Raw genomic sequence first — 24,835 nt, forward strand, 5'->3', positions numbered from 1 at the left:
CGCCTTTATATGTCAGGCACGCTTTAGGAATTCACTGCGGAGTCCGATATTCTGGCCGCAAATAGCGGAACGCAATTGGCGTCCCGCCTGCTGGGTTTAGAACTTGTAGCCGAGCGATACGAACGTCACAATCGGATTGAGCTTGATTTCGGCGTCCGAGGACGAGAGTACTGTTCCGTCCTGCGCCTTGATCTTGATGTTCGCAGTGGTTTTGAGTGGCAGGTAGGAGACCGATGCGCTCGCCACCCAGTGCTTGTCGAATGCATAAGAAACGCCGGCATTGAATACCGGTTGCCATGAGGCCGACGATTTGGCTTCGACGGTCGTAGGACCGTTATGACCGGAAGTAAAAGCGAGCACACTGCCGAAATTCTGATTCAGCGCCGATTCAAAACTCGGATTGAGATTCACGTTCGTAAAGAACGTGTAACTCACGCCGACTCCCAGAAAAGGGCGCCACGTCGAATTGGCTTGTCCGAAGTAATACTGAAGCACGAGCGCCGGGCTCCATTGGCGCACGCTTTGCACGATCGGGTTGTTTTGTGCCGCGCCGAGGTCGATACTCGTGAGCGCGCCGGCCAGTCCTGGGGGCGCAATCACGCCCTGACCGGTCAGCTTGAACTTGGCGGGAACACCCGCCACCGTTTGCAGCGCGATGTTGTCGGTGAAGAAGTGCGTGACGACCAGGCCGAGGGTATCGGCGTTGCTGACCTTCGCGCCGCTGCCAGGTGAAGTAAAGTTCGAAGGCACGAGGGTGGGCGTAAGCCCTTCCTGCGTGACGCTGGTGGTCATGGGTTTGCTGGAGTCCTGCGGGGCAATGTGGAACCAGCCGAGGTTGACGACGTTGTCGCCGGCCTGTTGTGCACTGGCGCTGGTGGACGCCAGGGAAATGCCGAGTCCGAGCGCGCAAAGGCACGCCGCGGACCGATAGGTCCGAGTTGTCATTTGTCTTTCCTCCCAAGATTATTTATTTATTTTTCGATGCATTATGCGCTTGGGATTTCAGGGCGCAATCGTCGGATCTAGAACTTTTGTACGAATCGACGGGGTTTGGCTAGATATCAGTATTTAAAGAGATTTTTCATGGTAAATCTCTCTCGTGAATCGTGATGTCGAGCTTTAAAGCATTACATTTGAATCAGCATGGCCCGATTACCGAGACTCTTTATTCCGCGCCAGCCGCAGCATGTGATTCTGCGTGGCAATAACCGGCAGGCCATCTTCGTCGACGACGAGGATCGGCGCGTTTTTCACGAGCGTCTGCGCGACGCCGCGCGCGCCAATGGTCTGGCGATTCATGCCTGGTGCATGATGCCGAACCACCTGCACCTGGTCGCGACACCCAATGACGAGCGCAGCTTGCCGGCGACATTGCAGGCGGTCGGCCGCTATTACGTGCTCTATTTCAACCGGCGTCATCAGCGCACTGGCACCCTATGGGAGGGCCGGTATCGCGCCACGGTGATCGAGGCGGAGCACTATTTGCTGCTCGCCAGCCGTTACGTCGAACTCAATCCGGTGCGCGCGGGGCTGGTCGATGCTCCGGGTAACTACCTGTGGTCGAGTTACAACCATCACGTCGGCCTGACCGTCGACAGTCTGGTGACCGATCACGCGCTTTACTGGGCGCTGGGCAATACGCCTTTCGAGCGTCAACGGGCTTACGCAGAGGGGTTCTCGATTCCACTGCCGGCGCACGAGGTGGACGCATTGCGTACAGCAACGCAAAAGGGGTGGCTCCTCGGCGGACCCGAGTATCAGGCCCGGATGTCGCTGGCCGCCAATCGCCGGGTGAGTCCGCTGACGCGCGGTCGTCCCCGCAAATCGACACCTCCCGCCCTCTGATGTTGTTTTTCGGCAGGTCGGTTCTGGCCTGCCGCTTCCCCTTTCTCTCGCCGCCAAGCATTTGAAATCACGGATTTTTCTATCGATCCGCTTGCGCGCGAATTTAATCTGACCCCAATAAAAACAAGCCTGCTTTTGGTGCGGTTTTTAATTGGAATCTGACCCCTTTAAATTCTTTTGTCATTGTGAATTTCATGGCGTATATTCCAACTTCGGCCGATTGGTGCGATGCGGAAAACCGTGCGCGCTGAGTCGGCCCCCTGTGGCGACGCACGAGAACGACCTTCGACGCACGCGAATCCGCAGCGCTGGCCTGCCCGGCCAACCCCACTTAACCCGGTCGACCGCGACGAGCATGCGCGCGGCGGCCTCGCCAAGAGACGGTGTAACTCGTGGAAAAGAAACAACAACCGATTGCGACGGCAGCAGCGCTGCCGGGTGAGGCGTACTTGGCGCCGGACGCACAGGGCATGTATGACCCGGCCAATGAACACGATGCCTGCGGTGTCGGCTTCGTGGCGCACATCAAGGGCGTGAAGAGCCACGCCATCGTCGAGCAGGGTCTGAAGATTCTCGAGAACCTCGATCACCGGGGCGCCGTCGGTGCCGACCCGCTGATGGGGGACGGCGCAGGTATCCTGCTTCAGATTCCCGACCAGTTTTTCCGCGAAGAGATGGCCAGGCAGGGCGTGACCCTGCCGCCCGCCGGCGAATACGGCGTGGGCATGATCTTCCTGCCGAAGGAACACGCGTCGCGCCTGGCCTGCGAACAGGAACTGGAGCGCACCGTGAAGGCGGAAGGTCAGGTCGTGCTGGGCTGGCGCGATGTCGCGATCGATCGCGACATGCCGATGTCGCCCAACGTGAAGGCCACCGAGCCGGTGATCCGCCAGATCTTCATCGGTCGCGGTCAGGACATCATGGTGACGGACGCTCTCGAGCGTAAGCTGTACGTCATCCGCAAGACCGCCAGCCACCGCATTCAGGCGCTCAAGCTCAAGCACGGCAAGGAATACTTCGTGCCGTCGATGTCGGCGCGCACGATCGTCTACAAGGGCCTGCTGCTGTGCGATCAGGTCGGCCGCTACTACCGCGATCTGTCCGATCCGCGCACTGTCTCGGCACTCGCCCTCGTTCACCAGCGTTTCTCGACGAACACGTTCCCCGCATGGGAGCTGGCGCACCCGTACCGCATGGTGGCGCACAACGGTGAAATCAACACCGTGAAGGGCAACGTGAACTGGATCAACGCCCGCACGGGCGCGATCTCGTCGGCCGTACTCGGCAACGATCTGCAAAAGCTGTGGCCGCTGATCTACCCGGGCCAGTCGGACACTGCGTCGTTCGACAACTGCCTCGAAATGCTCACGATGGCCGGCTACCCGCTCGCCCACGCCGTGATGATGATGATCCCGGAAGCCTGGGAGCAGCACACGCTGATGGACGAGAACCGCCGCGCGTTCTACGAGTACCACGCCGCCATGATGGAGCCGTGGGACGGCCCCGCTGCCATCGCGTTCACCGATGGTCGTCAGATCGGCGCCACGCTCGACCGTAACGGTCTGCGTCCGGCGCGTTTCGTGATCACCGACGACGACGTCGTCATCCTCGCGTCGGAATCGGGCGTGCTGCCGATTCCCGAGTCGAAGATCGTCAAGAAGTGGCGCCTGCAACCGGGCAAGATGTTCCTGATCGACATGGATCAGGGCCGCATCATCGACGACAAGGAACTCAAGGACAACCTCGCCAACGCGAAGCCGTACAAGAGCTGGATCGACGCCGTGCGCATCAAGCTCGACGAGATCGAGCCGAAGGTCGAGGAAGCCGGCGTGCATCACGACACGGCAACGCCGCTGCTCGACTTGCAGCAGGCATTCGGCTACACGCAGGAAGAAGTGAAGGTGCTGATGACGCCGATGGCGATCAACGGCGAAGAAGCCGTGGGCTCGATGGGCAACGACAGCCCGCTCGCGGTCATGAGCAACAAGAATAAGACGCTCTATCACTACTTCCGCCAGTTGTTCGCGCAGGTGACGAACCCGCCGATCGACCCGATCCGCGAAAACATGGTGATGTCGCTGGTGTCGTTCATCGGCCCGAAGCCGAACCTGCTCGACACGAACAACATCAACCCGCCGATGCGTCTCGAAGTGTCGCAGCCGGTGCTGGATTTCAAGGAAATCTCGAAGATCCGTCACATCGACAAGTACACCGGCGGCAAATTCCGCTCGTACGAGTTGAACATCTGCTATCCGGTCGCGTGGGGCAAGGAAGGCATCGAAGCCCGCCTCGCGTCGCTGTGCGCCGAAGCGGTCGACGCCGTGAAATCGGGTTACAACATCCTCATCGTCTCGGACCGTCTGACGAACCGCGAACAAGTCGCCATGCCGGCGCTGCTCGCCACGTCCGCCGTGCACCAGCACCTGGTCGCACAAGGCCTGCGCACGAGCACGGGTCTCGTGGTGGAAACCGGTTCGGCACGTGAAGTTCACCACTTCGCACTGCTCGCGGGCTACGGCGCGGAAGCCGTCCACCCGTACCTGGCGATGGAAACGCTCGCGCAGATCGCACGCAAGCAAGGCGGCGACCTGACGCCCGAGAAGGCGATCAAGCACTTCGTGAAGGCCGTGGGCAAGGGCCTGCACAAGGTCATGTCGAAGATGGGCATCTCCACGTACATGTCGTACACGGGCGCCCAGATTTTCGAAGCCATCGGCCTGTCGCAGGAACTGATCCAGAAGTACTTCCAGGGCACGGCGTCGAACGTCGGTGGTATCGGCATCTTCGAGGTGGCCGAGGAAGCGGTGCGCCTGCATCGCGACGCCTTCGGCGACAACCCGGTGCTCTCGAACATGCTCGACGCCGGCGGCGAATACGCGTTCCGCATTCGTGGCGAAGACCACATGTGGTCGCCGGATGCCATCGCCAAGCTCCAGCACTCGACCCGTTCGAACTCGTACCAGACGTACAAGGAATACGCGAACCTCATCAACGACCAGAGCAAGCGTCACATGACGCTGCGCGGTCTGTTCGAGTTCCGCGTCGATCCGCAACGCGCGATTCCGCTCGATCAGGTCGAGTCGGCCAAGGACATCGTGAAGCGTTTCGCCACGGGCGCCATGTCGCTCGGCTCGATCTCGACCGAAGCGCACGCTACGCTGGCCGTCGCCATGAACCGTATCGGCGGCAAGTCGAACACGGGTGAAGGCGGCGAGGATCCGCGTCGTTATCGCAACGAACTCAAGGGTATTCCGATCAAGAAGGGCGAATCGCTCGCTTCGATCGTGGGTCGCGACGTCATCGAGACCGACATCGAACTGCAAGACGGCGACTCGCTGCGCTCGAAGATCAAGCAGGTCGCATCGGGCCGCTTCGGTGTGACGGCAGACTATCTGGTCTCCGCAGACCAGATCCAGATCAAGATGGCGCAGGGCGCGAAGCCGGGCGAAGGCGGTCAGTTGCCGGGTCACAAGGTGACCGAGTACATCGGCAAGCTGCGCTACTCGGTGCCGGGCGTGGGTCTGATCTCGCCGCCCCCGCACCACGACATCTACTCGATCGAAGATCTGGCACAGCTCATTCACGATCTGAAGAACGTGAATGCTTCATCGTCGATCTCGGTGAAGCTCGTGTCGGAAGTCGGCGTGGGCACGGTGGCTGCCGGTGTCGCGAAGGCCAAGGCCGATCACGTGGTGATCGCCGGTCACGACGGCGGTACGGGCGCCTCGCCGCTCTCGTCGGTGAAGTACGCCGGTACGCCGTGGGAACTGGGTCTGGCCGAGACGCAGCAAACGCTGGTGCTCAACCGTCTGCGCGGCCGTATTCGCGTGCAGGCCGACGGTCAGATGAAGACCGGCCGTGACGTGGTGATCGGTGCCTTGCTCGGCGCCGACGAATTCGGCTTCGCGACGGCGCCGCTCGTCGTCGAGGGCTGCATCATGATGCGCAAGTGCCACCTGAACACCTGCCCGGTCGGCGTTGCGACGCAGGATCCGGTGCTGCGCAAGAAATTCCAGGGCAAGCCGGAACATGTCGTCAATTACTTCTTCTTCGTGGCCGAGGAAGTGCGCGAGATCATGGCGCAACTGGGCATCGCGAAGTTCGACGACCTGATCGGCCGCGCCGATCTGCTCAACACCAAGGCCGGTGTCGAGCACTGGAAGGCGAAGGGTCTGGATTTCGCCCGTATCTTCTATCTGCCGGAAGTGGAAGCCGACGTGCCGCGTCTGCACGTCGAGACGCAGGACCACGGTCTGGCCGGTGCGCTCGATCACGCACTGATCGAGAAGGCGCTGCCGGCGCTGGAGAAGGGCGAGCACGTCTCGTTCATCCAGCCGGTGCGTAACCGTAACCGTACGGTCGGCGCCATGCTCTCGGGCGAAGTGGCCAAGCGTTACGGTCACGAAGGCCTGCCGCAAGACACCATCCACGTGCAGCTCAAGGGCACGGCGGGGCAGAGCTTCGGCGCGTTCCTCGCACGCGGCATCACGCTGGATCTGGTCGGCGACGGTAACGACTATGTGGGCAAGGGCCTGTCGGGTGGCCGCATCATCGTGCGCCCGACCAACGACTTCCGCGGCAATGCCGAAGACAACATCATCGTGGGCAACACCGTGATGATCGGCGCCATCGAAGGCGAAGCGTTCTTCAACGGCGTGGCCGGCGAGCGTTTCTGCGTGCGTAACTCGGGCGCCACGGCGGTCGTGGAAGGCACGGGCGACCACGGTTGCGAATACATGACGGGCGGTACGGTGGTCGTGCTGGGCGAGACCGGCCGTAACTTCGCGGCCGGTATGTCGGGCGGTGTGGCCTACGTGTATGACGTCGACGGCTCGTTCGCCGCCAAGTGCAACACGGCGATGGTCGCCCTCGATCCGGTGCTGCCGCACGGTGAGCAGGAGCGCACCGTGAGCGAAGGCCTCTGGCATCGCGGCCAGACGGACGAGGCGCTGCTGCGCGAGCTCATCGAGCGTCACTTCCAGTACACGGGCTCCACGCGCGCCAAGGCGCTGCTCGAAGACTGGGACGGCGCACGCCGCAAGTTCGTGAAGGTGTTCCCGAGCGAATACAAACGCGCGTTGGGCGAAATGGCCAAGGCGGGCGACAAACAAGCACTGGCGGCCTGAGTCCGCTGGCGCGGCAACGCCGCGCGGGGTGAGGGCCCCGCAGGCGTGCCGCGCGCGGGTGAGGCACGGTAACCACAAAACTTTCCGACTGAAGAAACATGGGCAAGGTCACAGGTTTTCTCGAATTCGAGCGCCAGAGCGAGTCGTACGAAGCACCGCTGGCACGCGTCAAGCATTACAAGGAGTTCGTGCTCGCGCTCTCCGACGATCAGGCAAAGGTGCAGGGCGCACGCTGCATGGACTGCGGCATTCCGTTCTGCAACAACGGTTGCCCGGTCAACAACATCATTCCCGACTTCAACGATCTGGTGTATCGCCAGGACTGGAAGTCGGCCATCTCGGTGCTGCACTCGACCAATAACTTCCCGGAATTCACGGGACGTATCTGCCCGGCGCCGTGTGAAGCGGCCTGCACGCTGAACATCAACAGCGACGCCGTGGGCATCAAGTCGATCGAGCACGCGATCATCGACAAAGCCTGGAGCGAAGGCTGGGTCGAGCCGCAACCGGCCCGGCACAAGACCGGCAAGACGGTCGCCGTCGTCGGTTCGGGCCCAGCGGGCATGGCGGTGGCGCAGCAGCTCGCGCGCGCCGGTCACGACGTCACCGTGTTCGAGAAGAATGATCGCGTGGGCGGCCTGCTGCGTTACGGCATCCCCGACTTCAAGCTGGAGAAGTGGCTGATCGATCGCCGCATGCGCCAGATGGAAGCCGAAGGCGTGACGTTCCGCACCGGTGTCTACGTGGGCAAGGACGCCCCCGAAGCGCACATCAACAACTTCTCCAAAGAGACGATCTCGCCGGAGCAGTTGCAGGCGCAGTTCGACGCCGTGGTCATCGCCGGTGGCGCTGAACAGCCGCGCGATCTGCCGGTGCCGGGCCGCGAACTCGAAGGCATTCATTTCGCGATGGAATTCCTGCCGCAGCAGAACAAGGTCAACGCGGGCGACAAGCTGGCGAACCAGATGCTGGCTACGGGCAAGAACGTGATCGTGATCGGCGGCGGCGACACCGGTTCCGACTGCGTGGGCACGTCGAATCGTCATGGCGCCAAGAGCGTGACGCAGTTCGAACTGCTGCCGCAACCGCCGGAGCAGGAAAACAAGCCGATGGTGTGGCCGTACTGGCCGACCAAGCTGCGCACGTCATCGAGCCACGAAGAGGGCTGCGAGCGCGACTGGTCGGTGGCGACGAAGCGCTTCGAAGGCAAGAACGGCAAGGTCGAAAAGCTGATCGCCGTGCGTCTCGAATGGAAGGACGGCAAGATGCAGGAAGTACCGGGCTCGGAATTCGAACTCAAGGCCGATCTGGTGCTGCTGGCCATGGGCTTCGTCTCGCCGCTGCAAACGGTGCTCGACGCGTTCGGCGTGGATAAGGATGCGCGTGGCAACGTGCGTTCGTCGACCGAAGGCGAGCGTGCCTATACGACGAACCTGCCGAAGGTCTTCGCGGCCGGCGACGTGCGTCGCGGTCAATCGCTGGTGGTGTGGGCGATTCGCGAGGGCCGTCAGTGCGCCCGCGCGGTGGACGAGTTCCTGATGGGCCACTCGGAACTGCCGCGCTAAATCCCGGCACGTGTTTCGAGGCGCGCCTTCGGGTGCGCCGGGCCTGAATGACTAAGCTGGTGTGTCGGTAATGCCTGCCAAAACCACAAATACGGGGTGGTTGTGAGGTTGAGAGGAGGGGGCGCGGAGGTAGGCATCTGCGTCGCTGTGAAGAAGCCGTCCGGATGGTAACGTCCGGACGGTTTTTTCTTGCCTGTTCCTCTGGTGAGGCCGCCAGTCATTAAGCGCCCTTTGGTCTGTGAAATTCTGTAGGTTGCTAAATATAAGACGTCATACAACAAGACGTCACTGTGACGCCTCCACATGCGAAGAAACTCTCCCAACATGTGCAAACTTCAAGCCTGATAAGGCTTTTGGCGCTGACATCGCAAATCGTCGAAAAGACTAGGGATTATCCGTAAACGACGTAATTCAGCATTGTCATCGTACATCGTCTCACGTAGGATGCCTCTCCAAGCAAGCCTCTCGCTTGCCATAAAAATATCCACGGAGAGAGACAACCATCATGGCACTGAAGATCAAAGGCCTGCGCTGGTGGATGATCGGACTGCTGACGCTCGGCACGGTCATGAACTACCTCGCGCGCAGCTCGCTTGCCGTTGCCGCCCCCACGGTGATGAAGGATCTCCACATCACGACCCAGCAATATGGCTGGATCACGGGCGCCTTCCTTGTGCTGTATCCGATCGGTGCCCCCATCACCGGTTATCTGATGGACCGCATCGGCCTGCGCATGGGCTTCCTGATTTGCGGCGTGATGTGGTCGGTGGTGTGCATGCTGCACGGTCTGGCTGACGGCTGGATCGGCCTGTTCGTGCTGCGCGGTCTGCTGGGTCTGGCCGAAGCGTCGTTCATTCCGGCGGGCATGCGTGCCGCCGCATTCTGGTTCCCGACGAAGGAGCGCGCGCTCGCGGCGGGCATCTTCAACATCGGCACGTCCATCGGGGCGATTCTCGCGCCGCCGCTCATCGCGTGGTCGATCCTGCGCTACAACTGGGAGACGGCGTTCGTGATCGCCGGCGCGCTGGGCCTCGTGTGGGGCGTGCTGTGGTTCGCGTTCTACCGCCATCCGACCGATCACCCGGCACTCACGCAGGCGGAGTCGGACTACATCAACGAAGGCCGTGCTGTCGACGCCGCCGCAGACGCCCGCAAGCCGAACCTCCTCTCGATCCTGCGTCAGCGCAACTTCTGGGGTATCGCACTGCCGCGCTTCTTCGCCGATCCGGTGTGGGGCACGATCGTGTTCTGGATGCCGCTATACCTCAATCAGGCGCGCGGTTTCGACCTGAAGACGATTGCGGCCACGGCCTGGCTGCCGTTCGTGGCGGCGGATATCGGCTGCCTGATGGGCGGCACGGTGTCGATGTGGCTGAACAAGCATTTCAAGATCACCATCTTCAACGGCAAGCGTGTGGTGTTCACCATCGGTGCGCTCGTCATGACGGCGATGTGCGGCGTGGGCTTCGTCAAAGACCCGATGATGGCGATCTTCCTGCTGTGCCTCGGCGGCTTTGCGCACCAGACGTTGTCCGTCACCGTGATTTCGATGTCGGCCGACCTGTTCCCGCGTAACGAAGTGGCGACGGTCACGGGCCTTGCGGGCCTGTCCGCCGGTATCGGCAACCTGCTCTTCACGCTGGTGATCGGCACGTTCGTGACGGCAGTGGGCTACGCACCGTTCTTCGTGGCGCTGGGCCTGGGCGACATCATCGGCGCAGTGATTCTGTGGACGGTGGTCAAGCCCCATATCTCGGGAACGGCCACGCCGGCGCCGGTGAACCCGCGTACCCAGGTCGACGTGAGTCGTACGGCCAATGCCTAGCCAGCGAACTTCGCCTGTCCGGTGCGATGATGCGGGACGACGCCATTCCCGCCATCGTCACCCGAAGATTTGACGTACGCCGCGCCGCACACTCCCCCTTGGGGGTGCGGCGCGGCGTCGGTTTTGTTGTAGCGATGTCACCCACAAGCCGTGCGCGGCAAGCGTGCATCGCGATTTACCGATGAATCAGGAGCAATAAGGAATCACTATGAGCCAGACTTCCGGCAAACCCTTCCGTCGTCTTCTGCTGACCGGCGCAGCGGGCAATCTCGGCAAACAACTGCGCGGCAAGCTCGCCGAGTGGGCGGACATCGTGCGCGTGAGCGACATCGTGCCGATCACCGACACGGCTCCGCACGAAGAAGCCATGCAGGTCGACCTCGCCGACCGCGCGGCCGTCCATGCGTTGCTCGAAGGGGTGGACGCCCTGGTGCATCTCGGCGGCGTGTCCGTCGAAGCGCCGTTCGACGACATCATGCAGGCGAACATCCTCGGGCTGTACAACGTCTACAGCGCAGCGCAGAAGCAAGGCGTCAAGCGCATCGTCTACGCCAGCTCGAACCATGCGGTCGGTTTCCATCCCGTGACGGAAGTGCTCGACATCGACGCACCGCACCGTCCGGACGGCATGTACGGCATCTCGAAGTGCTTCGGCGAAGACCTCTCGCGTTACTACTTCGATCGCTTCGGTCTCGAGACCGTGTGTCTGCGTATCGGCTCGTCGTTCGAGCAGCCGAAGAACCCGCGCATGATGGTGACGTACCTGAGCTATCGCGATTTCGTCGAACTCGTGCGTTGCTCGCTGTTCACGAACCGTGTGGGCCACGCGATCATTTACGGCGTGTCGAACAACCCGACGCTGTGGGTCGACAACACCAAGGCCGCATTCCTCGGCTTCCGTGCGCAAGACAGCTCGGCCGAGTTCGCCGGTCTGTTCCCGGCCAAGGCGCCGGACCCGCAAATGGACGACTGGACGCAGCGCTTCCAGGGCGGCCCGTTCGTACTGATGGGGCCGATGGAGCCGAAGGCGTGAGTGTGTCCGGCGTGTCGGGTATTTCCATCGAGCGACTCGAACCGTCGCGTGCGGCGCCGCACGCCGTCGGCGAGAGCCCGTTATGGCGCGCCGACGAACAGGCGCTCTACTGGGTCGACATTCCCGCGAAGCAATTGCATCGCGTGACGCCCGCCGACGGTGAGCATCGCGAGTGGACATTCCCCGAGCAGGTCGCCTGCTTCTCGTTCGACGCGTCGGGCACGTTGCTCGCCGCGTGCGAGACCGGGCTGTTCGCGGTGCGGCTGGGTGCGCCGGGGCAGGTGCCGGCGTCCGCGTGGGAACGGCTCGCTGCGCCGGTGTTTCCGGCGTCGGGCATGCGCTTCAACGATGGCCGTTGCGATCGTCAGGGCCGCTTCTGGGCCGGGACGATGGTCGCCGACATGTCGCTCGCGAGCGACGCAGGTTCGCTGTTCCGCTTCGACGCGCAGGGACGGCTGTCCGCTCCGCTCGTCGACGGTCTGGTGACGCAGAACGGTCTGGGCTTCTCGCCGGACAGCCGCACGATGTATCTGAGCGACTCGCATCCGACGGTGCGTCGCGTGTGGGCGTTCGACTTCGATGCCGAGCGCGGTGCGATCAGCAACCGGCGTCTGTTCGTCGACATGCACCAGTATCCGGGACGCCCCGACGGCGCGGCTGTCGACGCCGACGGCGGTTACTGGACGTGTGCCAACGACGGCAGCCGTCTGCTGCGATTCACGCCGGCGGGGGCGCTCGATCGCGAGATCGTGCTGCCGGTGTCGAAGCCGTCGATGTGCGCGTTCGGGGGACGAGATTTCGACACGCTGTTCGTGACGTCCATTCGTCCGGGGACGAACGCGAACGAACACGACGGCCACGTATTTGCCGTGCGATGCGGCGTGCAGGGATTGCCGGAAACGCCTTACGCCGGAACATTGGCGGGTACTTTGCCCGGGGCGACGGCAGGCAGTGTGTAGGCGGGGGTACGAAGGTGGCGACGCCGCAAAGAACGACATAAGCGGCGCGCACTGAAGCGGTTCCGGAGGGCTGGCTTACACAAATGGCTATCCGGTGAGGCGGCGGGACGTCGGTCGATCGTGGTGTTCGATCCGGCGTCCCGTTTTGCCATCTGGCGAACTTAATGCACGAAGTCGGTCGTGACGAGCGACTTGCCGCGCGTTTCCGGCAGCAGCAACGCGCACACGACAACCAGCAGATAACCGCCGCCCGCCACCATGCCGATGGCCTTCACGAGCGAGCCGGTCTGGGCGAGCGTGCCCACGGCAATCGGGAAGAACGAGCCGATCCCACGCCCGAGGTTGTAGCAGAAGCCCTGGCCCGAGCCGCGGATGTGGTTCGGATACAGCTCGGTCAGATACGCGCCGATGCCCGCGAAAATCCCCTGCACGACGATGCCAAGCGGGAAGCCGAGCAACAGCATGGCGCTGTCGGTAATGGGCAGCATCGTGTAGACCATGCCGAGCACGAACGAGGCGATGGCGAAGAAGATGAATGCGCCACGGCGCCCGAGCTTGTCGGAGAGAATCGCGCCGACGATGTAGCCCACGAACGAGCCGACGATCAGCACGATCAGGTAAGCGCTCGTGTTGAACACCGACAGACCGCGCACCGTTTTCAGATACGTGGGCAGCCACGTGGTGATCGCGTAGTAGCCGCCGAGCATCCCGGTGCACAGCAGGCTGCCGAGGATCGTCGTCTTCAGATGGTCGCGCGAGAAAATCTGGGTGAAGTTGCCCTGCAACTGGCCTTCGGCGATCTTGCGACGCGTCTGCGTGAAGATCTCAGGGTCCGACACGTTGCGGCGCACGTACGTGATCCACAGCGCCGGCACGATACCGATCCAGAAGCACGCGCGCCATGCCGTGCCTTCGTCGAGCACCGCGAAGAAGAACCAGTACAGCAGCGCGGCGGCAGCCCAGCCGACCGACCAGCTGCTTTGCACGGTGCCGACCGCTTTCGCACGATGCTGCGGCGAGCGGATCATCTCGCCCATCATCATCGTGACGACCGTCCATTCACCGCCGAAGCCGATGCCCTGCAACGTGCGCGTGACGAGCAACTGCCAGAACGAGTTCGTGAAGCCGGAGAGGAACGTGAACAGGCAGAACGTGGCGATGGTCCATTGCAGCACGCGCACGCGGCCGAAGCGGTCCGCGAGAATCCCCGCAAGCCATCCCCCGACGGCCGAGGAGATCAGCGAACTGGTCGCGATCATGCCGGCCTCGCCCTTCGTCATGCCCCATGCGGCGATGAGCGTGGGGATCAGGAACGAATAGATCATGAAGTCGAACGCGTCGACGGCATAGCCGCCGAAGCCCGCATACAGGGCCTTGCGCTCCTTCGTGTTGAGTTCGTTGAACCAGGAAAAAAATGCCATGAAGACTCCTCGGTGGATCGTGTGCTTGTCGTTATGTGCGTGACGTGTGGTGATTGTCATTCGATGCATGGCATCGATGTTTGAGTCCACGTCTGACTCGGGAAAGCGGGTAACTGATGGCGGTATGGCGGATCGCGGACGGCATCACAGCGTGAGACCGCCATCGACATGAATGACTTGTCCGGTGATCTGCCGGGCGTGCGGGCCGAGCAGGAAGACGGCGAGCGCGGCGATGTCGTCGGGTTCGCACAAACGACCGGTAGGGGTGGCATCGGCGGCGCGTTGCCATGCGGCCGGATCGATCGCCGAGTGGCCGCTGTCCTTGCGCGTGTAACCGGGCGCGACGCAGTTGATCGTCACACCCGCGCGCGCGTGTTCGGCGGCGGCGCTTTTCGCGAGGGCTTCGATGGCGGCCTTGGCGGCGGCCGTCGCCGGAAAGCCCGGCTGATTCGGTGCAAAGCGGTGCGCGACGAACGAGCTGACGGCGACGACGCTCCCGAATGGCGAGCGTTGCAGGTCGGGCAGCGCGTGGCGCAGCAGCGCGGCGAACGCGCCCGGCATGGCGGCGAGCGTGCGGGCGAAGGCCTCGTCGTCGATGTCGGCCACGGACTGGCGCGTTGCGAAACCGGCGTTGCTCACGCACTGGTCGATGGGGCCGAAGGCGTCATGTGCGGCGTCGACGAGGCGAGCCGCCATCGAGGTGTCCGTCAGATCGCCGTACCACACGGCGCAGTGCGCACCGAGGGCTTCGCAATGGCGACGCACGTCCGCCAGTCGCGCCTGACTCTCATCGGACGCGCCACGGGTGTGCAACAGCAAACGGGTATCGGGGGAGGCGAGACGGCGGGCGATGGCCGCACCGATGCCGGAGGCGGCGCCGGTCACGACGATGGTGCGTCCGGCGGGCGGCTGCACGGGCAGCGGCTGGCCGGATGAAGAAACTGGGGTAGTCACGGTGAGCCCGGGTGAAGCCTAGGGGGTGCTCGTGATTATGCCAAACGCCCGGCGCGCCGGACCAGACGCGTCAATATTATTTATGAAGTGAACGAACCGGGGCGCAGCACCCGTGCCTGCGTGCTCCCCGGCGTCCGATCCATCGTGCCGATCGACATCCACAACCTAGCTCGCGGCCGCCACCGGCGACGACTCGACGCCACCGAGTGCAGGCAGCGTCATGGTGTGCTGATGGAAGCGACCGAGCGTTTCCCGATGCGCCACACTCACGATGGCCGTGCCCGGCAGCCGTGCATGCAGGGCATCGTACACGGCCGCTTCGGTCTCGACGTCTAGCGCGCTGGTCGCTTCATCAAGGAACAGATAGTCCGGTTTTTGCAGCAATGCGCGGGCGGCGGCGAGTCGCTGTTGTTCGCCACCCGACAGACGTCGCGCCCAGTGCGCGGAGGTCTGCAATTCGTCGCTGTATTGCGACAGATTCACCGCACTCAGTGCGTCGCGGCATTCGGCGTCCGTGAAGGTGTCGGGCGGCGACGGGAACGCCAGCGCGGCCTTGAGTGTGTCGATGGGCAGGTAGCTCTGCTGCGAGAGGAAGAGTACGCGGGCGTTGGCGGGGACTTCGATGCGTCCGCTGCCGAAGGGCCACAGCCCCGCGAGTGCGCGCAGCATGGTGCTCTTGCCGCAGCCCGAGCGTCCGCGAACCAGCCAGCGCGAGCCCGGCGTGAATGCGAACGAACCCGCCACCGTCAGCGGTGTGCCATTGGGCAGCGACAGCTTGAGATCGGCCGCCGCGTAGGCCGGGGCGTCGTTGACCGTCGCCACCGAGATGCCGCCCTTCTGGGCCGTTTGGGCCGTTTGCGGGGCTTCGTCGATCACGCGCGTGAATTCGCGCAGACGGTTGATCGTCGCCTTCCAGTCGGCCAGCGTCTGGAAGCTGTTCACGAACCACGAGAAGCCGTCGCTCACCTGACCGAAGGCGTCGATGATGCGCATCAGCACGCCCAGCGTGAATGCGCCCGCGAAATAGCGCGGCGCGGCCGCCATGATCGGGAAGACGATGGCGATCTGCGCATAGATCGAGTTCGCGAAGATCAGGCGCTTGGTCACGACCATGATCTGCCACCAGTTGTCGCGCACCGCACCGAACGCGCCTTTCAGCCGCGACAACTCCGCGCCTTCGCCGCGATAGAGCGCGACTTGCTCGGCCGATTCACGCAGACGCACCAGCAGGAAACGGAAGTCGGCTTCGACCTGCTGCTGGCGATAGCTCAGCCCCACGAGCGGGCGACCGACCTTGAAGATGAAGAACGAGCCGACGATGGCATACAACGCCGCGACCCACACCATGTAGCCCGGGATCGTGACGTTCATGCCGCCGAGCGCGAAGGACAGCGCGCCGGAAATCGTCCAGAGAATGGTGATGAAGGAGAACAGCGAGACGAGCGTGGTGAGCAGGTCGAGCGACAGCGCGAGCGACGAACTGACGAGCGTGCGGATGTCCTCGGAAATACGCTGGTCGGGGTTGTCGGCGAGGTGATCGCGCTCGATCCGGTAATACGCCTGATGGGCGAACCACTTGGTCAGGTTGGCGTCGGTGACCCACTGACGCCAGCGGATTTCGAGCATCTGCCGAAAGTAGGTACGAAACGTCGCGATGATGATGAAGCTGAACGCCAGCACCGCGAACTCGGCGAGCGACGACTTGAAGACCGGCCAGTTACGTTTGTCGAGTGCGTCGTAGAAGCTGGCGTTCCACGCGTTGAGTCGCACGTTGATGAACACGACCGCCAGATTGAGCGCGATGACGAGGGCGAGCAGCCGTCGGCCCTCCCAGCGCTTTTCCGACACCCAATACGGTCGGATCAGTTGCCACGCGCTGGGATGCTTCGGCGGTCTGGGCGCAGGCGTGGCGGTGACGCCGGAGGCCGGGGCGGCGGGCGGTGTGGGGGACATCGGCGTCTTGGCCATGATCGTCAGGCGGCGTGGCCGCGGTGTGGCTACGTTGTCGAGCGCCGTCGGGCGCCATCTTTGGCTGATTGGACCGCAGTTCCCGATGGTGCGTTGCAGGATTTACGGCCTGAGACGCGTGTGACGGGGATTTTCAGTTTACGGACCGTTACAAGGGCCGGGAGATTCGTCGAAAAACGAGACGCCAAGTACGGTAAATCGCGTGCGAACGCCCGGGAAGCCAGCTTGCACGGGCGTCGGCATCTATGTTGTAATGGCTCCGGGCGAAACAGGGGTGCTCCGTAACTGACGTAGGCGGGACGCAGGCGATGGCTTACCATGCGTCACCATGTCAGAGATCATGCGGGGCTGAGAGAGACCCTTTGCACCCGACCCGGGTAATACCGGCGTGGGAAGTTTCCGACTCCTCCAGTGGGGTAAGGTGTCCAACACCGTTTCGTCCTTTTGCTTTCATGAGGAAAGGACCCCATGCGTTGCCTTCCACAACACCCAACGAATTCCCGTGAGTGCCTGCGCGCCTTGATGGCTTGCGTGCGCTCCACGCGTTCCACGGCTAAGCACGTATGAGCGCGGCCGCTTCACGTCCTGCCGGGCGTCCCGACGTCGCCGTGCTGGGCGGCGGGCTGTCCGGCCGTCTGCTGGCCTGGCAACTGATTCGCGCCGGTGCGCGCGTGGCGCTCTACGAGCGGGGCGACGCCGATGGTTCGTCCGCCGCCGGCTGGGTGGCCGCCGCCATGCTCGCGCCGCTGGCCGAAGCCGCCGTGGCCGAGCCGAGCATCGTCGAGATGGGCGCCGTCGGTCTGGAGCGCTGGCCCGGACTCATCGACGGACTGCCCGAACACGTCTTCTTCCAACGCAACGGCACGCTGGTCGTGTGGCATCAGCCCGACCGCGCCGAAGCCGTCATGTTCGATCGCCGCATGCGCGCCAACGCGCCGCCGGAACTGCTGCGCGGTGGCGTCGAGCGCATTGCGGGCGCGCAACTGAAAGAGGTTGAGCCGGCGCTCGCCGGGCGCTTCCAGGAAGGGTGGCTGCTGCCGAACGAAGGGCAACTGGATAACCGCCAGTTGCTGCGTGCACTTGCCGCCGGGCTGGAAAAGGCGGGCGCCGAGCTGCACTGGCGTACCGAGATCGCGGAAGGCGAATATCCCGACGCCGGTCTGGTCGTCGACTGCCGGGGGCTGGGCGCCCGCGAGGCGCTCACGCAACTGCGCGGCGTGCGCGGTGAGGTGGTGCGCATTCACGCGCCGGGGATCGGGTTGCGACGTCCGGTGCGCTTGCTGCATCCGCGCTATCCGATCTACATCGCACCGAAGGAAAACGATCTGTACGTGATCGGCGCGACCGAACTCGAATCGGAAGACATGTCGCCGATGACGGTGCGCTCGGCGCTCGAACTGCTCTCGGCCGCGCACTCGCTGAATCCGGCGTTCGGCGAGGCGCGTATCGTCGAGCTGAACGTCAATTGCCGTCCGGCGCTGCCCGACCATCTGCCGCGTGTGCAGTGGGACGGGGCGCGGTTGCTGCGCGTGAACGGTCTTTACCGTCACGGCTATCTGCTGGCGCCGGCGGTCACGGGAGAAGCCTGCGCGCTGGCGCAGGCATTGATGCAAACGACGGGCGCGCCAACGGGCATCGGGCAAGCGTTCGACTGGGAGACGTGGCGAGCGAGCCGGCCTTGGCCGGACTTGTTCCGTCAGGTATGAGAGGAAGGTGCAGGCGATGGACATCCATATCAATCAACAGACACTGAGCGTGGCCGAGACTGCGACGCTGGCCGAGGCGCTCGCCGCCTACGGCGCCAAACCGCCGTTCGCGGCGGCGATCAACGGGCAGTTCGTGCCCAAGACGCAATACGCCGCGCGCGCGCTCGCGCAGGGCGACAAGATCGACGTCGTGCAACCGGTGGCCGGAGGCTGAAATGAACGCATTCACGGAATCGAACAACGTGGCCGCCAGCAGCACGCGCGACGCGCTCACGCTTTACGACACCCGCTTCGGCAGCCGCTTCCTGCTCGGCACGGCGCGTTACCCGTCGCTGCAAGCGCTTAACGACTCGATCGACGCCGCCCGTCCGGGCATGGTGACAGTAGCGTTGCGCCGTCAGTTGTCGGGCACGGGCGCGCAGGCGTCCGAAGGGCATTTCTGGGAGACGCTGCGCCGCCTGGCGGTGCCGGTGCTGCCCAATACCGCCGGTTGCCACTCGGTGGAAGAGGCCGTGACGACGGCGCAAATGGCGCGCGAAGTCTTCGAGACCGACTGGATCAAGCTCGAACTCATCGGCGACGACTACACGCTTCAGCCCGACCCGTTCGGTCTCGTGACGGCGGCCGAGCAACTCATTCGTGACGGCTTCAAGGTGCTGCCGTACTGCACGGAAGATCTGGTGCTGTGCCGCCGTCTGCTGGACGTCGGCTGTCAGGCGCTGATGCCGTGGGGCGCCCCGATCGGCACGGGCAAGGGCGTGATCAATCCGTATGGCCTGCGTCTGCTGCGCGACCGGTTGCCGGACACGCCGCTGATCGTCGACGCGGGTCTGGGCCTGCCGTCGCACGCCTGTCAGGTGATGGAGTGGGGCTACGACGGCGTGCTGCTCAACACCGCTGTGGCGCTTGCCGCGCAGCCGGTCGAGATGGCCGGGGCGTTCGCCGGGGCGATCAAGGCCGGACGTGCCGCATGGCTCGCGGGGCCGATGGCCGAGCGCGAGAGCGCCGAAGCGAGCACGCCGGTCGTCGGGGTGCCGTTCTGGCATCAGACAGGCGCCTGATCGCGACCTGTACAGACAGACCACTGCCGGACGTTAGACCAACAAGGACTTTTCATGACGACGCACGCTGGCGCCGCCGGACTTTCGCACGTCCAGTGCCTGCCTACCGACGAACCTCTCGCGAACGCATGGCGGCAGGCGGCCGACGAGATTCGCGCACGGCTTGCGCCGTGGCCGTCGAGCGCGACGTCGCCTGACTGGCGTCTGCATGCCAGCACGCCCGAAGCCGCAACCCAAGGTGACGTGGTCTGGCTGCCGCTCGTGCCCGAGCACGGGTTGGGCACGATGGCATCCGTCAAGGTGGAGGCGTGGCGTGCGAGCGGCGCGGTCGTGCTGTGCACCAGCGCGACGGCGCAGGGGCATGTGCAGGACACGCTCTACACGAACGACGGCATCTATCGCGTGACGGGCGTCGACGATCCGGCGTTCTTCCCGGCGTTTGCCGCGTTCCTCGACTGCGGTTTCGAACCCCACGATGCGCTCGTGCTGGCCCGCGCCTGGCGCACCGACGGCAGTCATGCGGGCAAGGGAGATGCCGATACGCTGGGTGCATGGCCGACCCGGTTGGAGACGTTCCCTACCGTGCTCGGACAAGTGCCGTCGCCGGGACGCTTCCCCGAGTGCCCGGCGCGCCTCGGGCTCTATCCGGTGCTGCCCGACGCTGACTGGTGCGAGCGCATGGCCGAGCTTCAGGTCGGCACGGTGCAGTTGCGCATCAAGGACCCGGCGCATCCCAAATTGCGTTCGGAGATTGAACGGACGGTTGCCGCCGGACGACGCGTGACGCACGACAGCGCGTGGTTCATCAACGATCACTGGCGCGAAGCCGCGCAAGCCGGGGCGTACGGGGTGCATCTCGGTCAGGAAGACATGGCGGCGCTCTCGGCCGACGAAGTCGCCGCACTGCACGCGAGCGGCATGCGTCTGGGCATCAGCACGCACGGCTATTACGAGATGCTGGCCGCGCATCATTTCCGTCCGAGCTATCTGGCCGTCGGCGCCGTGTTTCCGACCACGACCAAAGTGATTGCCACGGCCCCGCAAGGGCTGGCGAAGCTCGCGCGTTACGTGAAGCTCATCGCGCCGCATTACCCGCTCGTGGCGATCGGCGGCATCGATGCGATCAATCTGCCACAGGTGCTCGCTACCGGTGTGGGAAGTACGGCGGTCGTGCGCGCCGTGACGGAAGCGTCCGATGTGGCGGGTGCGGTGAAAGGGATGCAGCAGGCATTCGCGCGACAGGCTTGAGCCGGTCGTGTCCTGAGCGTTCGGTGATGCGCGCAGCGACGGTGCCGTGCAGGCCGCGAGATGGCGTCGGCCGAGGATCGCAAGGCTACAGCGTGCGGGTCATGAATACCGCGCCGTTTCCGTAGCCTGCGAGTTTGGCGGCGATTTGCGGGGAGACGTCTGCCATCACCTCGTAACCGAAGCGCGCCCAGAATCCCTGTGACTGCTGCACCGCGACAAGGGCCGATGCCTGCAAGCCGAGCGATTGCGCGGCGCTCAGCGCGGCCGCGTAGAGCTGACCGGCGACGCCCGCGCCCCGGGTGCGCGGCGCCAGTGCCATGTCGTGCACGTACCAACAGTCGGCGCGTGTCGGCAGGGTGTCGAGAACGGTGTCCAGCGGCGGCGGGGCGCTCAGATGCCACGGGTGCGTGAAGAGGTAGCCTGCGAGGTCGTCGCGGGGCGCCCCGGCATCGACCGCGACCCAGCACGTGCCCGGCGACAGTCTTAAGCGCGATTCCAGCGTGGCTTCCGATTCGAGCATCACCTCACCGTAAGCGAGTGCCTGCACGTCCAGTACGTGGGGAAGGTCGCCGATTCGCATCGGACGGATCCGAAAGTTCGGCGTCACCGCAGAATGCGACCGTATGGGAGGGAAAGGCTTGGGGCTGGGAGATGACATCCCGATCAACGATTTATTGCGTGAAACGTCGTATTGTAGCAACGGCGCAACACCGGTGTCCCGATGCGTGCAGATAAGTCCTTGCCACCGTTAGGTTTTTGCATCGTTGCGCACGTTGGAACGTGATGCGGCGAACCGGCGCGGGACCTGTAAAATCCCGCCGAGCTACGCCGTTCCTTGCTTTCGCCGATTGGGCTTGGACGGCATCGATTGGTAATCCCCCCTATAATTGGCGTTTTGCGCCGCACTATAAGATCTGAAACGTGCCTATCCCGAATCCGGAAAATCTGCTCGAATTACGCGACGTCAGCTTCGGTTATGGCGAACGTCTCGTGCTTTCCGGGCTGAATATGCGGTTTCCCCGCGGCAAGGTCATTGCCGTCATGGGCGGTTCGGGCTGCGGCAAGACGACCGTCCTGCGCCTGATCGGGGGGCTCGTGCATGCCAGTCGCGGTGAAGTCGACTTCGACGGCACGGACGTCTCCACGCTCGATCGCGATGGCTGGTATCGCCTGCGTCGTCGCATGGGCATGCTGTTTCAGTTCGGCGCGCTCTTCACCGACATGACGGTGTTCGACAACGTCGCGTTCCCGCTGCGCGAGCATACCCGTCTCGACGAAGACCTGATTCGCGATCTCGTGCTGATGAAGCTCAATGCCGTGGGCCTGCGTGGCGCACGCGACATGAAGCCGGCCGAGATTTCCGGCGGGATGGCGCGTCGTGTGGCGCTCGCCCGCACCATCGCGCTGGACCCGGATCTCGTCATGTACGACGAGCCGTTCACCGGGCTGGATCCGATTTCGATGGGCATCACCGCGAACCTGATTCGTAAGCTCAATGACGCGCTGGGCGCGACGTCGATCATCGTGTCGCATGACGTTGCGGAGACGTTCGCCATCGCCGACTACATCTATTTCATTAGTGAAGGCCGCATTGCCGCCGAGGGTTCGCCCGATGCGCTGCGTGCCTCGAACGATCCGACGGTGCGCCAGTTCATCGACGCTCAGCCGGACGGCCCCGTGAAGTTCCAGTATCCCGCGCCGCCGCTGGCGGAAGATTTCGGCATCGGAGCGCGTGCATGATCACCACTATCGGCAGTTTCGTTCGCGGCCACGTTGAGCGCCTGGGCTACGGCGCCCGCATGTTCCTGCGCATGCTCACGTCGAGCGGCGCGTTGCTGCGCCGGCCGCGTCTGGTGACCGATCAGATTCACTTCGTCGGTAACTACTCGTTCGTGATCATTGCCGTCTCGGGGTTGTTCGTCGGCTTCGTGCTCGGCCTGCAAGGCTATTACACACTCAACAAGTACGGCTCGGAGCAGGCACTCGGTCTGCTCGTGGCGCTTTCGCTGGTGCGCGAGTTGGGACCGGTGGTCACGGCGCTGTTGTTTGCGGGGCGTGCGGGTACGTCGCTCACCGCCGAGATCGGTCTGATGAAGGCGGGCGAACAACTGACCGCGATGGAGATGATGGCGATCGATCCGATCGCCCGCGTGGTCGCGCCGCGCTTCTGGGCGGGCGTCATCGCCATGCCGATTCTCGCGGCGATCTTCTCGGCGATCGGTATCTTCGGCGGTTATCTCGTCGGCGTACAACTGATCGGCGTGGATTCCGGCGCGTTCTGGTCGCAGATGCAAGGCGGCGTGGACGTGTGGTCGGACGTCGCGAACGGCGTCGTCAAGAGTATCGTGTTCGGCATTGCCGTCACGTTCATTGCGCTGTATCAGGGCTTCGAAGCACAGCCGACGCCGGAAGGCGTGTCGCGTGCTACGACGCGTACGGTCGTGCAGGCATCGCTGGCGGTTCTCGGCCTCGACTTCCTGCTCACGGCTCTTATGTTCAGCTAACGGGCCGGCTCGCCTGCCAATAGATAGACAGACAGTTTGCGCACACTGACACAATGAAAAAACACCCCCTCGACTTCTGGGTTGGCCTGTTCGTGGTTATCGGCTTCGCAGCGCTGCTGTTCCTTGCGCTCAAGGCCGGCAATCTGAGTTCGCTTTCGTTCTCGAATACATACCCGGTGACGGTGCGCTTCGACAACATCGGCGGTTTGAAGCCGCGCGCTGCCGTGAAGAGTGCCGGCGTGGTGGTGGGCCGCGTAGGGTCGATCCAGTTCGACGACAAGCGCTACCTGGCCGACGTCACGCTCAACATCGATTCGCAATATCAGTTCCCGAAGGACTCGTCGGCGAAGATTCTGACGTCGGGTCTGCTCGGCGAGCAATACATCGGGCTCGAACCCGGGGGTGATGATCAGATGCTCAAGGGCGGTGATACGATCACGCTCACGCAGTCTGCCATCGTGCTCGAGAACCTGATCGGCCAGTTCCTGTACAACAAGGCAGCAGACGCCGGCGGCGCCCAATCGGGCGGTGCTTCGGCGGCACCGGCGACGGCACCCGCACCGACGCCAGGGGCAGCAACGGCAACCCAAGGAAAATAAGAGAAAATGACCAGCTTCCGTACTTCGGCAGTGTTGGCCGCCGGCGCGTTGGCGCTGGCCGGATGCGCCACCGTTACCAATCCCAATCCCGCCGACCCCGTCGAAGGTTTCAACCGTTCGATGTACAAGTTCAACGACACGCTCGACAAAGCGGTGCTCGTGCCGGTCGCGAAGGGTTACCGTTTCACCGTGCCGGAACCGGCGCGTGACATGGTCACGAACTTCTTCTCCAACGTGGGCGACGTATACAACTTCGCCAACAACCTGCTTCAGCTGGAAGTCACGGCCGCTGTGCAGGATCTGATGCGTATCACGATCAACACGGTGTTCGGCGTCGGCGGTCTGGTCGACTTCGCTACGCCGGCCGGTCTGCCCAAGCACAGCCAGGACTTCGGCGTGACGCTGGGCAAGTGGGGCGTGCCTGACGGTCCATACCTCGTGCTGCCGCTGCTTGGACCGAGCACGGTGCGCGACACGGTCGGTATGGCCGGCAACATGTTCATCGACCCGACTTCGTACATCAAGCCGGACTGGGTGAGCTACTCGCTGTATGGCGTTCGCCTCGTGAACACGCGCGCCAACCTGCTCGACGCGTCGAACCTGCTCGAAGCCGCTGCGCTCGATCCGTACTCGTTCACGCGCGACGCGTATCTGGCCCGTCGTAAGTATCTGATCAACGGCGGTGCATCGAACGACGCCTCCCTGCCGAACTACGAAGAGGAAGACGGCGCTGCCGGTGCCGCAGGTGCGGCCGGGGCAGCCGGCGGTACGAGCGGTCAGCCGATGCCCGCCAAGCCTGCGTCCGGTGCCAGCGCACCGGCGCCGGCTTCGGGCGCGCAAGGCGAGTCGGAAGTGCCGCAAGGTTCGCCGGTGCCGGGCAAGATGGTGCCGGGGGGTCTGCCGTTCCGTCGCTGAGCAGGTCTCGGCATGGACCTGACCGGTCGTGACTCGCTAATGCCTCGCTAGCGTCGCCGATCGCAAGTCCTTCGGCGTCGATCTGAAAAAATGAAGGGACGCCCCG

At 63.8% G+C, this 24,835-nt stretch carries 19 protein-coding genes and 1 riboswitch; of the genes, 14 read left to right on the forward strand and 5 right to left on the reverse strand.

The window, feature by feature from the left end; genetic code table 11:
- Positions 1–96: 96 nt before the first annotated feature.
- On the reverse strand, positions 97–945 hold the full coding sequence (locus C5N93_RS01440) for an OmpW family outer membrane protein (protein WP_150722456.1): 849 nt from the start codon (positions 943–945) through the stop codon (positions 97–99).
- A 198-nt stretch (positions 946–1,143) separates the two neighbouring features.
- Here C5N93_RS01440 and C5N93_RS01445 point away from each other — a divergent pair, with 198 nt between their 5' ends.
- The 6 genes from C5N93_RS01445 to C5N93_RS01470 all read left to right on the forward strand — a co-directional run bounded on the left by C5N93_RS01445 (position 1,144) and on the right by C5N93_RS01470 (position 12,353).
- Positions 1,144–1,845, forward strand: coding sequence for a transposase (locus tag C5N93_RS01445; protein ID WP_242558009.1), 702 nt, complete (start codon positions 1,144–1,146; stop codon positions 1,843–1,845).
- 470 nt (positions 1,846–2,315) lie between these two features.
- A complete protein-coding gene (locus C5N93_RS01450; RefSeq protein ID WP_242558034.1) occupies positions 2,316–6,971 on the forward strand; it encodes a glutamate synthase-related protein in 4,656 nt (1,551 codons plus the stop codon).
- A 98-nt stretch (positions 6,972–7,069) separates the two neighbouring features.
- On the forward strand, positions 7,070–8,536 hold the full coding sequence (locus tag C5N93_RS01455) for a glutamate synthase subunit beta (protein WP_242558010.1): 1,467 nt from the start codon (positions 7,070–7,072) through the stop codon (positions 8,534–8,536).
- A gap of 505 nt (positions 8,537–9,041) precedes the next feature.
- Positions 9,042–10,361, forward strand: coding sequence for an MFS transporter (locus C5N93_RS01460; RefSeq protein ID WP_242558011.1), 1,320 nt, complete (start codon positions 9,042–9,044; stop codon positions 10,359–10,361).
- A 208-nt stretch (positions 10,362–10,569) separates the two neighbouring features.
- Entirely contained in the window at positions 10,570–11,394 is an 825-nt protein-coding gene (locus C5N93_RS01465) for an NAD(P)-dependent oxidoreductase (RefSeq protein ID WP_069342336.1), read from the forward strand.
- 11 nt (positions 11,395–11,405) lie between these two features.
- Complete coding sequence (locus C5N93_RS01470) at positions 11,406–12,353, forward strand: SMP-30/gluconolactonase/LRE family protein (protein WP_242558035.1); 948 nt, start codon at positions 11,406–11,408, stop codon at positions 12,351–12,353.
- Between the two features lie 161 nt (positions 12,354–12,514).
- Here the strand turns inward: C5N93_RS01470 and C5N93_RS01475 are convergent, their stop codons facing one another.
- From C5N93_RS01475 to C5N93_RS01485, 3 genes are all read right to left on the reverse strand, one after another.
- Positions 12,515–13,774 carry an MFS transporter gene (locus C5N93_RS01475; protein ID WP_150722452.1) on the reverse strand — a complete coding sequence of 420 codons (1,260 nt, stop codon included), beginning with the start codon at positions 13,772–13,774 and terminating at the stop codon, positions 12,515–12,517.
- A 144-nt stretch (positions 13,775–13,918) separates the two neighbouring features.
- Positions 13,919–14,689: an SDR family oxidoreductase gene (locus C5N93_RS01480; RefSeq protein ID WP_242558036.1), complete on the reverse strand. Its 771-nt coding sequence runs from the start codon at positions 14,687–14,689 to the stop codon at positions 13,919–13,921.
- A 204-nt stretch (positions 14,690–14,893) separates the two neighbouring features.
- Positions 14,894–16,681 (reverse strand): ABC transporter ATP-binding protein/permease, encoded by a 1,788-nt coding sequence (locus C5N93_RS01485; RefSeq protein WP_242558012.1) that lies wholly within the window; start codon positions 16,679–16,681, stop codon positions 14,894–14,896.
- A 275-nt stretch (positions 16,682–16,956) separates the two neighbouring features.
- Positions 16,957–17,108: riboswitch (TPP riboswitch) on the forward strand.
- 151 nt (positions 17,109–17,259) lie between these two features.
- Here C5N93_RS01485 and C5N93_RS01490 point away from each other — a divergent pair.
- The 4 genes from C5N93_RS01490 to C5N93_RS01505 are packed head-to-tail and all read left to right on the forward strand — an operon-like array spanning position 17,260 to position 20,711.
- Positions 17,260–18,402 (forward strand): FAD-dependent oxidoreductase, encoded by a 1,143-nt coding sequence (locus tag C5N93_RS01490; RefSeq protein WP_242558013.1) that lies wholly within the window; start codon positions 17,260–17,262, stop codon positions 18,400–18,402.
- A gap of 16 nt (positions 18,403–18,418) precedes the next feature.
- Positions 18,419–18,616, forward strand: coding sequence for a sulfur carrier protein ThiS (thiS, locus tag C5N93_RS01495; RefSeq protein WP_069342332.1), 198 nt, complete (start codon positions 18,419–18,421; stop codon positions 18,614–18,616).
- 28 nt (positions 18,617–18,644) lie between these two features.
- A complete protein-coding gene (locus tag C5N93_RS01500; RefSeq protein ID WP_174981315.1) occupies positions 18,645–19,463 on the forward strand; it encodes a thiazole synthase in 819 nt (272 codons plus the stop codon).
- A 54-nt stretch (positions 19,464–19,517) separates the two neighbouring features.
- Complete coding sequence (locus tag C5N93_RS01505; RefSeq protein ID WP_242558014.1) at positions 19,518–20,711, forward strand: thiamine phosphate synthase; 1,194 nt, start codon at positions 19,518–19,520, stop codon at positions 20,709–20,711.
- A gap of 85 nt (positions 20,712–20,796) precedes the next feature.
- Here C5N93_RS01505 and C5N93_RS01510 read toward each other — a convergent pair whose 3' ends face one another.
- The gene (locus C5N93_RS01510; protein ID WP_242558015.1) at positions 20,797–21,291 is read right to left on the reverse strand and encodes a GNAT family N-acetyltransferase; all 495 of its coding nucleotides are present in this window, start codon (positions 21,289–21,291) and stop codon (positions 20,797–20,799) included.
- A 347-nt stretch (positions 21,292–21,638) separates the two neighbouring features.
- Between C5N93_RS01510 and C5N93_RS01515 the strand changes: the two genes are divergently transcribed.
- The 4 genes from C5N93_RS01515 to C5N93_RS01530 are packed head-to-tail and all read left to right on the forward strand — an operon-like array spanning position 21,639 to position 24,729.
- Positions 21,639–22,451, forward strand: coding sequence for an ABC transporter ATP-binding protein (locus C5N93_RS01515; RefSeq protein ID WP_150722516.1), 813 nt, complete (start codon positions 21,639–21,641; stop codon positions 22,449–22,451).
- Positions 22,448–23,215, forward strand: a complete 768-nt coding sequence (gene mlaE / locus C5N93_RS01520) for a lipid asymmetry maintenance ABC transporter permease subunit MlaE (RefSeq protein ID WP_069342330.1) — start codon at positions 22,448–22,450, stop codon at positions 23,213–23,215. The genes C5N93_RS01515 and mlaE overlap by 4 nt, the downstream gene beginning before the upstream one ends.
- A 53-nt stretch (positions 23,216–23,268) precedes the next feature.
- Positions 23,269–23,814 (forward strand): outer membrane lipid asymmetry maintenance protein MlaD, encoded by a 546-nt coding sequence (gene mlaD / locus C5N93_RS01525; RefSeq protein ID WP_242558016.1) that lies wholly within the window; start codon positions 23,269–23,271, stop codon positions 23,812–23,814.
- A gap of 6 nt (positions 23,815–23,820) precedes the next feature.
- Positions 23,821–24,729: a VacJ family lipoprotein gene (locus C5N93_RS01530; protein WP_242558017.1), complete on the forward strand. Its 909-nt coding sequence runs from the start codon at positions 23,821–23,823 to the stop codon at positions 24,727–24,729.
- Positions 24,730–24,835 lie beyond the last annotated feature (106 nt).

Source organism: Pandoraea sp. LA3, assembly GCF_022696215.1.
Lineage (GTDB): Bacteria > Pseudomonadota > Gammaproteobacteria > Burkholderiales > Burkholderiaceae > Pandoraea > Pandoraea capi.